The sequence below is a fragment of the Micromonospora sp. NBC_01638 genome (assembly GCF_045209745.1).
In the GTDB taxonomy this organism is placed as follows: domain Bacteria; phylum Actinomycetota; class Actinomycetes; order Mycobacteriales; family Micromonosporaceae; genus Micromonospora.
The window spans coordinates 788,813-799,091 of the sequence record NZ_CP109273.1 but is presented as its reverse complement, the minus strand read 5'-3'; the positions used below and the strand labels follow the sequence as shown (position 1 = coordinate 799,091).

General features: G+C 69.7%; 6 protein-coding genes and 1 tRNA gene. 6 read left to right on the top strand and 1 reads right to left on the bottom strand.

The window, feature by feature from the left end; all coding sequences use genetic code 11:
- The first annotated feature begins 165 nt into the window (after positions 1-165).
- From OG811_RS03580 to OG811_RS03565, 4 genes are all read left to right on the top strand, one after another.
- Positions 166-3,018 (top strand): PQQ-dependent sugar dehydrogenase, encoded by a 2,853-nt coding sequence (locus OG811_RS03580; RefSeq protein WP_406072102.1) that lies wholly within the window; start codon positions 166-168, stop codon positions 3,016-3,018.
- A gap of 26 nt (positions 3,019-3,044) precedes the next feature.
- Entirely contained in the window at positions 3,045-5,159 is a 2,115-nt protein-coding gene (locus OG811_RS03575) for a ThuA domain-containing protein (protein WP_406072100.1), read from the top strand.
- A 272-nt stretch (positions 5,160-5,431) separates the two neighbouring features.
- Positions 5,432-5,932 carry a sensor histidine kinase gene (locus OG811_RS03570; RefSeq protein WP_406072099.1) on the top strand — a complete coding sequence of 167 codons (501 nt, stop codon included), beginning with the start codon at positions 5,432-5,434 and terminating at the stop codon, positions 5,930-5,932.
- Between the two features lie 211 nt (positions 5,933-6,143).
- Positions 6,144-7,151 carry a sugar phosphate isomerase/epimerase family protein gene (locus tag OG811_RS03565; RefSeq protein WP_406072097.1) on the top strand — a complete coding sequence of 336 codons (1,008 nt, stop codon included), beginning with the start codon at positions 6,144-6,146 and terminating at the stop codon, positions 7,149-7,151.
- Positions 7,152-7,215: 64 nt separating this feature from the next.
- Here OG811_RS03565 and OG811_RS03560 read toward each other — a convergent pair whose 3' ends face one another.
- Entirely contained in the window at positions 7,216-7,626 is a 411-nt protein-coding gene (locus OG811_RS03560; protein ID WP_406072095.1) for a hypothetical protein, read from the bottom strand.
- Between the two features lie 294 nt (positions 7,627-7,920).
- Here OG811_RS03560 and OG811_RS03555 point away from each other — a divergent pair.
- Both OG811_RS03555 and OG811_RS03550 read left to right on the top strand, forming a co-directional pair.
- Positions 7,921-7,993: transfer RNA gene (locus tag OG811_RS03555), tRNA-Asn, on the top strand.
- 158 nt (positions 7,994-8,151) lie between these two features.
- A complete protein-coding gene (locus OG811_RS03550) occupies positions 8,152-10,269 on the top strand; it encodes an MMPL family transporter (RefSeq protein WP_406072094.1) in 2,118 nt (705 codons plus the stop codon).
- Positions 10,270-10,279: the final 10 nt, after the last annotated feature.

Genomic DNA, 10,279 nt, shown 5'->3' with positions numbered 1-10,279 from the left:
GACACATGGACATGTGCGACTTAGTGTCGTGACCAACACGACAATGTTTCGTCGAGGTGAACCGGCGGCGCGGTAACCCATCGACCCCCACCCCCCACCGCTACGGCATCCGGCGCGACGGCGCGCGCCCGCCTGGCAGTCACTCGTCAGGAAGGGGCAGCACAGATGTCTATGAAGGACGCTCCGAAACATCGATCCCGACGTTGGTTCTCCGCCGGATCGGCAGCGCTGCTGGTGGTCGCGGCCGGCACGGTCGCACTCGCCGCCGGCCCGACCCCCGCGCAGGCGCACACGATCAACGCGACCGACTTCCAGCAGGTCGAGCTCGCCCGCGGCGTGACCGACATGGGTGAGCCGATGTCGCTGGCGGTGCTACCGGACCGCTCGGTCCTGCACACCGCTCGCAACGGCACCCTGCGCCGCACCGACGCCAACGGCACGACCTCCGTGATCGGCACCCTGGCGGTCTACAACCACGACGAGGAAGGCCTGCAGGGCGTCGGGGTCGACCCGGGCTTCGCCACCAACCGGCAGATCTTCCTGTACTACGCCCCGCCGCTGTCCACCCCCGCCGGCGACGCGCCGGCCACCGGCACCGACTTCTCGGCCTGGAACGGCGTCAACCGGCTCTCCCGGTTCACCCTCAACACCGACTTCACGATCAACCAGGCGAGCAAGGTCGACGTGCTCGACGTGCCGGCCAACCGCGGCCTGTGCTGCCACGTCGGTGGGGACATCGACTTCGACGCCGCCGGCAACCTCTTCCTCTCCACCGGCGACGACACCAACCCGTTCGAATCGGCTGGCTACTCGCCGCTGGACGAGCGGACCAACCGCAACCCGGGGTACGACGCGCAGCGCAGCGCCGGCAACACCAACGACCTGCGGGGCAAGATCCTGCGGATCAAGGTGAACTCCAACGGCACGTACTCCATCCCGGCCGGCAACCTCTTCGCGCCGGGCACGGCCAAGACGCGGCCGGAGATCTACGCGATGGGATTCCGCAACCCGTTCCGGATCAGCGTGGACAAGGCCACCGGGGTCGTCTACGTCGGTGACTACGGGCCGGACGCCGGCACCACCAGCTCCACCCGTGGGCCGTCGGGTCAGGTCGAGTTCAACCGGGTCGCCGCGCCGGGCAACTACGGCTGGCCGTACTGCACCGGCACCAACACCTCCACCGAGACGTACAACGAGTGGGACTTCGCCACCAACACCAGCGGTGCGAAGTACAACTGCACCGGCGGTCCGACCAACAACTCGTTCCGCAACACCGGTCTGACCACCCTGCCGCCCGCCCAGCCGGCCTGGATCCGGTACGCCGGCGACGCCGGCTCCCCCACCGAGTTCGGCGGCGGTTCCGAGTCCCCGATGGGTGGCCCGGTCTACCGGTACAACGCCTCGTCGACCTCCACCACCAAGTTCCCGCAGTCCTTCGACGGGCAGTTCTTCGCCACCGAGTTCGGCCGAGGCTGGATCAAGCCGATCCATGTCAACTCCGACGGCTCCCGGGGCGCCATCGACGCCTTCCCCTGGGTCGGTAAGCAGGTGATGGACTCGGCGTTCGGCCCGGACGGCGCGTACTACGTGCTCGACTACGGCACCGGCTACTTCAACGGTGACGCCAACTCGGCGCTCTACCGCTTCGACTACGTCGGTGGCGGCAACCGGGCGCCGACCGCGGCGGCCAGCGCCAACCGGACCTCCGGTGCCGCCCCGCTCGCGGTGACCTTCTCCTCGGCCGGCTCGTCCGACCCCGAGGGGGGCGCGCTGACGTACTCGTGGGCCTTCGGTGACGGGACCACCTCGACCGCAGCCAACCCGTCGAAGACCTACACCGCCAACGGGAGCTACACCGCCACGCTGACGGTGCGGGACCCGCAGGGCGCCACCGGCAGCAGCAGCGTGCGGATCAGCGTCGGCAACACCGCGCCCACGGTGACCATCAACAACCCCGGCAACGGCCAGCTGTTCAGCTTCGGTGACACGGTGCCGTTCAGCATCACCGTGACCGACCCGGAGGACGGCACGATCGACTGCGCGAAGGTCAAGATGACCTACGTGCTCGGCCACGACCAGCACGGCCACCAGATCACCTCGAAGACCGGCTGCTCCGGCTCGATCACCATCCCGGTCGACGGTGAGCACGACGACGCGGCGAACATTTTCGCGATCTTCGACGCCGAGTACACCGACGCCGGTGGGCTGACCACGCACACCCAGCACACGCTGCCACCGCGGCACCGGCAGGCCGAGTTCTACGGCACCTCGTCCGGGATCAACGTGTTCAGCAAGACCACGGCCGAGGGCGGCAAGACCGTCGGCGACATCAACAATGGTGACTGGATCGCGTTCCAGCCGTACCGGCTGGGCAACGTGACCTCGTTCAACGCCCGGGTCTCCTCGGCGGGTGCCGGTGGCACCCTCCAGGTCCGGGCCGGCTCGGCCACCGGCACGGTGCTCGGCTCGGCCACGGTCCCCGTGACCGGCAGCTGGGAGACCTTCGCCACGGTGACCGGGACGATCACCAGCCCGCCGACCGGCACGACCACGCTCTACCTGACCTTCGCCGGGTCGGGCACCGGTGCGCTCTACGACCTGGACGCGTTCACCTTCGTCGTCGGGACCCCCACCGGCGGGGGTGGCCCGATCAAGGGTCTCGGCGGTAAGTGCCTGGACGTGCGCGGTGGCGCCACCGCCGACGGCACGCAGATCCAGATCTACACCTGCAACGCCAGCGCGGCACAGAACTGGACGGTCACCCCGAACTCCACGATCAAGTCGTTGGGCAAGTGCCTGGACGTCTCGGGTGCTGGCTCCGCCGACGGCACCAAGATCCAGCTCTGGACCTGCAACGGGACCGGGGCGCAGAACTGGGCCGCACAGGCCGACGGCACGGTACGCAACGCGGCGTCCAGCAAGTGCCTCGACGTTTCCGGCAACAGCTCCGCCGACAGCACGGTGGTCCACCTCTGGACCTGCACCGCAGCCGCGAACCAAAAGTGGATCCTGCCCTGAGCCTGAACCGCCTTGAGGAGAGCGATATGCGCAGACTCCTGCGACCCGTCCTCGGTGCGGCCATGACGGCCCTCGCCGTCATCGCCTGCACCACCCCGGCCAGCCCGGCCAGCGCCGCCGACGCCCCGTACGACGTCCTGGTCTTCTCCAAGACCGCCGGCTTCCGACACGACGCGATCCCGGTCGGCATCCAGACCATCCGCGACCTGGGCGCGGCGAACAACTTCACCGTCACCGCCACGGAGGACGCCGCCGCGTTCACCACCGGCAACCTCGCCCAGTACGAGGCGGTCGTCTTCCTCAACACCACCGGCGACGTGCTCAACGCCAGCCAGCAGACCGCTTTCGAGTCCTACATCGGCTCGGGTCGCGGGTACGTGGGCGTGCACGCGGCCTCCGACACCGAGTACGACTGGCCGTTCTACGGCAACCTGGTGGGCGCGTGGTTCGCCTCGCACCCGGCGATCCAGCAGGCCAACATCAAGGTGGAGGACCGGGGGCACGCGGCGACCGGGCACCTGCCGCAGACCTGGACCCGCACCGACGAGTGGTACAACTACCGGACCAACGCCCGGTCGACCGCCCACGTGCTGGCCACGCTGAACGAGTCGTCGTACTCCGGTGGCGGGATGGGCGCCGACCACCCGCTGAGCTGGTGCAAGAGTTACAGCGGCGGCCGGTCCTTCTACACGGGCGCCGGGCACACCCAGGCGTCGTACGCGGAGCCGGCGTTCCGGGCCCACCTGCTCGGCGGCATCCGGTACGCCTCCGGTCGGAGCAAGGCCGACTGCCGGCCCGAGACCGGCTACACCTCGCTGTTCAACGGTTCGACCGCTGGTTGGTCGCAGGCCGGCCCGGGCAGTTTCACCAACTCCGACGCCACCCTGACCTCGGTTGGTGGCATGGGGCTGTTCTGGTACAACGCGAAGCAGTTCACCAACTATTCGCTGAAGCTGGACTGGAAGCTGGCCGGGGACGACAATTCCGGCATTTTCATCGGCTTCCCGCCGTCCAGTGACCCGTGGTCCGCGGTGGACAACGGCTACGAGATCCAGATCGACGCCACCGACGCCGCCGACCGCACGACCGGTTCGGTCTACACCTTTAAGTCCGCCGACATCGCGGCCCGCGACGCGGCGTTGAACGCGGCGGGGGAGTGGAACACCTACGAGCTGCTGGTCGAGGGCGAGCGGCTGCAGATCTTCCTCAACGGGGTGAAGATCAACGACTTCACCAACACCAATCCGGTACGGTCGCTGGCCGGCCACATCGGCATCCAGAACCACGGCACCGGCGACGACGCCTCGTTCCGCAACATCCGGATCAAGGAGTTGGGCACCACGCCGCCGCCGACCGGGAACACCACGATCCAGGCCGAGGCGTTCAGTTCGGCAAACGGGGTCACCCCGTTCACCAAGGCGGGCGCCAACGGCGGGCAGACCATTGGCTACATCGATCCGGGTGACTGGGCCGCGTACAACGGCGTGGACCTGACCGGGGTCACCTCGTTCACGTCCCGGGTCGTCTCCGGCGGAGCGGGTGGCACCATCCAGGTGCGTACCGGCTCGGCCACCGGCCCGGTGCTCGGCTCGGTCGCGGTGCCCAACACCGGCAGCTGGACGACGTTCGCCAACGTCACCACCACGCTGTCCAACGTCCCGTCCGGCGCCCAGAACCTCTACCTCACCTTCACCGGTAGCGGCACGGGGCTCTTCGACGTGGACGACTTCACCCTGGTCAAGGGGGGCGGTGGCACGCCCGGGGTCGGCCCGATCAAGGGTCTCGCCGGCAAGTGCCTGGACGTGCGCGGCGGCGGCACCGCCGATGGCACCCAGATCCAGCTCTACACCTGCAACAGCAGTACGGCGCAGACCTGGACCGTGACGCCGAACTCGACGATCAAGGCGCTCGGCAAGTGCCTGGACGTCTCGGGTGGTGGCTCCGCCGACGGCACCAAGATCCAGCTCTGGACCTGCAACGGCAGCGGGGCGCAGAACTGGGCGGCCCAGTCCGATGGCAGCCTGCGCAACCCGTCGTCGGGCAAGTGCCTGGACGTCTCCGGCAACAACTCGGCCGACAGCACCGTCGTGCACCTCTGGACCTGCCTTGGTGCGGCCAACCAGAAGTGGACCCTGCCCTGACCGACTGAGCCTGGAGGGGTCGCCGCTCACGGCCGGCGGCCCCGCCAGGCCGTCGTGCTCGGCTGAAGCGGCGCAGGAGGCAGGTGCACTCGTGAGCGTGATGTCTGTGGGGCATAAATATGACTCACAGGCATCACGCTCACCTCAATCAGTCGCCCCCGCCCTCCGGCGCGCGGGCCGGCGGCGCGGCACCCCGAGATCAATTGTCCGGGCGAGTGCGTCGCACGGACGCCGCGGACCTGCGCACAGCCGGCTGCCGTACCTTGGCCAGCATGGGGCAGTTCGCGCGGTGGCGCGGGATGGTGCGGGCGCAGGTGCACCGACTGCGCGGTGCGCTGCGCCGGGCCGAGGAGCCTGACCCGTTGACCGGGCCAGCACCCAGCCTGAACCGCCTCGACGCGCTGGTCGAGGGCTTTGGCGCCGGTCAGCCGGTGCGCTGGGCCCTGGCCGGAGCGCCCCGACCGCTGCCCGAAGCGGTGGACGTGGCGGCGTACCGGATCATTGAGGAGTCACTGGCCGACGCGCGCCGGCACGCCCCGGGCGCGCCGGTCGCGGTCCGCCTGCGCTACGACACCACCGGCATCACCATCGAGGTACGCGACGAGGGCATCGCCGGGCTGCCCGACGGGGCCGTCCGGGGTGCCGGGCAGGAGCTGCTCGCGGTGCGTGGGCGTGCCGAGCGCCTCGGCGGCACGTTTTCCGCCGGCCCGCGCGCCGGTGGCGGCTTCACCGTGCGGGCCGTTCTGCCCGCGCCCGAGGAGCTGGCCGAATGATGATCCGGCTACGGGGCTTCCGCGATGGGGTGCTGCGGAAATAGGGTGGGGGCGGCGACCGTGCTGGTGGCCGGTGACCCGGTGGGAGGCGCAACCCGCCGGGCCCAGGTGTGTTCCGCACCCACCGGTGACTGCCCCGGTGCCGCGTACGTCCGGTCACCCTCGCCCTGGTCCGCACAAGGAATCCCCATCACAACAGGGGAGAAGAACAATGGCGCGACCCATCACGCTCTTCACCGGCCAGTGGGCCGACCTGCCGTTCGAGGAGGTCTGCCGGCTCGCCTCCGAGTGGGGCTACGACGGTCTGGAGATCGCCTGCTGGGGCGACCACTTCGAGGTCGACAAGGCGCTCGCCGACGACTCGTACGTCGAGCGCAAGCGCGAGACCCTCGCGAAGCACAACCTTGAGGTCTTCACGATCTCCAACCACCTGGTTGGTCAGGCGGTGTGCGACCACCCGATCGACGAGCGGCACCAGGACATCCTGCCGGCTCGGATCTGGGGCGACGGGGAGCCCGAGGGGGTCCGCCAGCGGGCCGCCGAGGAGATCAAGGACACCGCGCGGGCGGCGGCGAAGCTCGGGGTGAAGACGGTCGTCGGCTTCACCGGTTCGTCGATCTGGCACACCCTGGCGATGTTCCCGCCGGTGTCGCCGTCGATGATCGAGCGCGGCTACCAGGACTTCGCCGACCGGTGGAACCCGATCCTCGACGTGTTCGACGAGGTGGGGGTGCGGTTCGCGCACGAGGTGCACCCGAGTGAGATCGCGTACGACTACTGGACGACGAAGCGGACGCTGGAGGCGATCGGCAACCGGCCCGCGTTCGGGCTGAACTGGGACCCGTCGCACTTCGTCTGGCAGGAGCTGGACCCGGTGAACTTCATCTTCGACTTCGCCGACCGGATCTACCACGTGGACTGCAAGGACGCCAAGGTCCGCACCGGAGATGGCCGGCGTGGCCGGCTCGCCTCGCACCTGCCCTGGGCCGACCTGCGCCGCGGGTGGGACTTCGTCTCCACCGGGCACGGCGACGTGCCCTGGGAGGACTGCTTCCGCGCGTTGAACGCGATCGGCTACACCGGCCCGATCTCGGTCGAGTGGGAGGACGCCGGGATGGACCGGCTGATCGGTGCCCCGGAGGCGCTGCAGTTCGTCCGCCGGCTCGCCTTCGACGCTCCGACCGCCGCCTTCGACGCGGCGTTCAGCAGCAAGGACTGACCGGACCCCGGACAGACCACGGGCCGGTCGCCCTGCGGCGACCGGCCCGTCGACGTGCGATTGGTCAGAGCGTGCTGGCGTTCGTGCCCGAGCCGGACGGCTTGGTGCGGGGGGTGGTGGACGACGGCGACCCGGAGGTCGTGCCGACCGTGCTGGTGCTCGTCTTGGCGCCCACGGTGGCGGGGGTGCCGGCGAACGCGTCGTCGGCGGCGGTCAGCTCCTGCTTGCCGGTGCTGCCGTTGCCGTTGCCGGTGCCCAGCTTCTCGCCCAGTTTGGTCTGGCCGAGCTTGTCCTTACCCTCGCTGTAGAACTTGTTGGCCTGGGCCTGCGCGACCCCGGCCGCCTCCTGCACGGTCGGGTGGTCGAGCACCTTGCGGCCCCGAACAACGAGCTCCTCGTACTTTTCCCGGCCGGCACGGGCGCCCAGGACGAATCCCGCAGCCAGCCCGCCAAGAAACATGATCTTTCCGCGCATGGCGGCTCCTTCCGTACCTGACGCGCGATCACCTCCGCCGAGTTGCCCCGTCGGAAGGCGACCAATCCGCGCCTGCGTCCTCTGTCCGCAGCTAACTACCCATCCTGCTCTCCGCTCAAGCATGCTTGTGTCCGGATGGCGATTTACCCCGATTATCAATGCATCGCGGTCCTGACCTGGGGGTCTTGATCATCCGCCGGTGGGGTGGAACCCACTGGACCACCACCGGGGAATGTCCTGTACTCTTGTCCCGTCGCACGGCATCGGTGAGATCCGGAGTCGCGCGGTGCACGGTCCCCTGTAGCTCAATTGGCAGAGCAGCCGGCTGTTAACCGGCAGGTTATTGGTTCGAGTCCAATCGGGGGAGCTTCTCCACCCAACGCCCGTCGGCAGTACGCCGACGGGCGTTTTCGTGTCTGGGGCCCGGTTTCGCACTCCCTCGACCTGCTCGCCCGGCAGGATGGTCGATGTCGACCCAGGATCCTGCTGCGTCGATTGATGCGTCGATCCATGAGGTGAGTGCGGATGTCCGGACGAGGCGGCAGGGCCACGCTGATCGCGGTGGCGGTCGTGCTGGCCTGGCTGGTCATCGGCGGCGTGGCCGGGCCGTACGCCGGGCGCCTCAGCGAGGTGGCCACCAACGACAACGCCGCCTTCCTGCCCACCCACGCCGAGGCGACCCGCGCCCAGGACCTCGCCGGCGAGTTCGTCGACCGGCAGACCACCCCGGCTCTCGTCGTCTACGAGCGGCCCTCCGGGATCACCGACGCGGACCGGCAGCGGGTGAGCGCCGACGCCGCCCGGTTCGCCCAACTACCCGGAGTGGTCACCCCGCTGCCCCCGCCCATCCCCAGCGAGGACGGCCAGGCACTCCAGGTCGTCGTGCCGGTGGACGACGCCGAGGGGGAAAAGATCGGCACGGTCGTCAAACAGCTCCGTGACATCACCGGCGGTGACCGGGACGGGCTCACCGTGGACGTCTCCGGCCCTGCCGGCCTGCTCGCCGACCTGATCGAGGTCTTCTCCGCCATCGACGGGCCACTGCTGCTGGTCACCCTGGTCGTGGTGCTGATCATCCTGCTGGTCGTCTACCGCAGCCCGGTGCTGTGGATCTTTCCGCTGCTCGCCGCCGGGATGTCGTACGCCCTCGCCTCGGTCTTCGTCTACCTGCTCGCCGACGCGGACGTGGTCAAGCTCAACGGGCAGGCCCAGGGCATCCTCACCGTGCTGGTCTTCGGCGCGGGCACCGACTACGCGTTGCTGATGATCGCCCGCTACCGGGAGGAGCTGCACCGCCACGACCGCCCCTGGGACGCCATGCGCACCGCGTGGAAGGGCGCCGCACCGGCCATCATCGCCTCCGGCGGCACGGTCATCGTCAGCCTGCTCTGCCTGCTGCTGTCCAGCCTCAACTCCAACCGGGCGCTCGGCCCGGTCGCCGCCATCGGGATCGCCGCGACCCTGCTGGTGATGCTCACCTTCCTGCCCGCGCTGCTGGTGCTCGGCGGTCGGTGGGCGTTCTGGCCCCGACGGCCCCCCGAGGATCAGGCCGACCCACGAGCCGAGCACGGCATCTGGAGCCGCATCGCCGGCTTCGTGGCCCGGCACGCCCGACCGATCTGGTTGAGCACCGCGGTCGTACTGGCCATCCTCACGCTCGGCCTCACCCAGCTCGGCGCCACCACCCTCGGCCAGTCCGACCTGTTCACCCAACGCACCGACTCGGTCGACGGCCAGAAGGTGATCTCCCGGCACTACCCGGCCGGCACGGGCAGCCCGGCCACCATCTTCACCACCGAGCAGACCGCCCGGCAGGTCGCCCAGGTGGCACAGGGCGTACCCGGCGTCGCCGAGGTTCGCCCGCTCACCGCGGGCCCGCAGACCGGCCCACCCAAACCGAACGCCACACCGAGAGTCGTCGACGGGCGGGTGCAACTGGAGGCGACCCTGGCCGACCCGCCCGACAGCGACGGTGCCGAGCGGACCATCCGCGAGCTGCGGGTGGCCGTACACCGGGTGCCCGGCGCGGACGCGGTGGTCGGCGGCTTCACCGCGATCAACGTGGACACCTCCGACGCCGCGAAGCGCGACCAGAACGTCATCATCCCGGTGGTGCTGGTGGTCATCGCGGTCATCCTGGCCCTGCTGCTGCGGGCACTGCTCGCCCCGGTGCTCCTGATCGCCACCGTGGTGCTCAGCTTCGGGGCCACCCTCGGCCTCTGCGCGCTGCTGTTCCGCGACGTCTTCGACTTCCCCGGCGTGGACTCGTCGTTCCCGCTGTTCGCGTTCGTCTTCCTGGTCGCGCTCGGCATCGACTACAACATCTTCCTGATGAGCCGGGTCCGCGAGGAGTCGGTCAAGCGCGGCGCCCGCGCCGGTGTGCTCGCCGGCCTCGCCGTCACCGGCGGGGTGATCACCTCCGCCGGCATCGTGCTCGCCGCGACCTTCTCCGCCCTCGCCGTCCTGCCACTGGTGGTGCTGGTCGAGTTGGGTACCGCGGTCGCGATCGGGGTACTGATCGACACGATCATCGTCCGGTCGCTGCTGGTGCCCGCACTGGCGTACGACATCGGGCCGAAGATCTGGTGGCCGGGCCGGTTGTCCCGGGCGAACGGTGAGCGGGAGGCGCGCCACGCCGGCTGAGACCGACGTG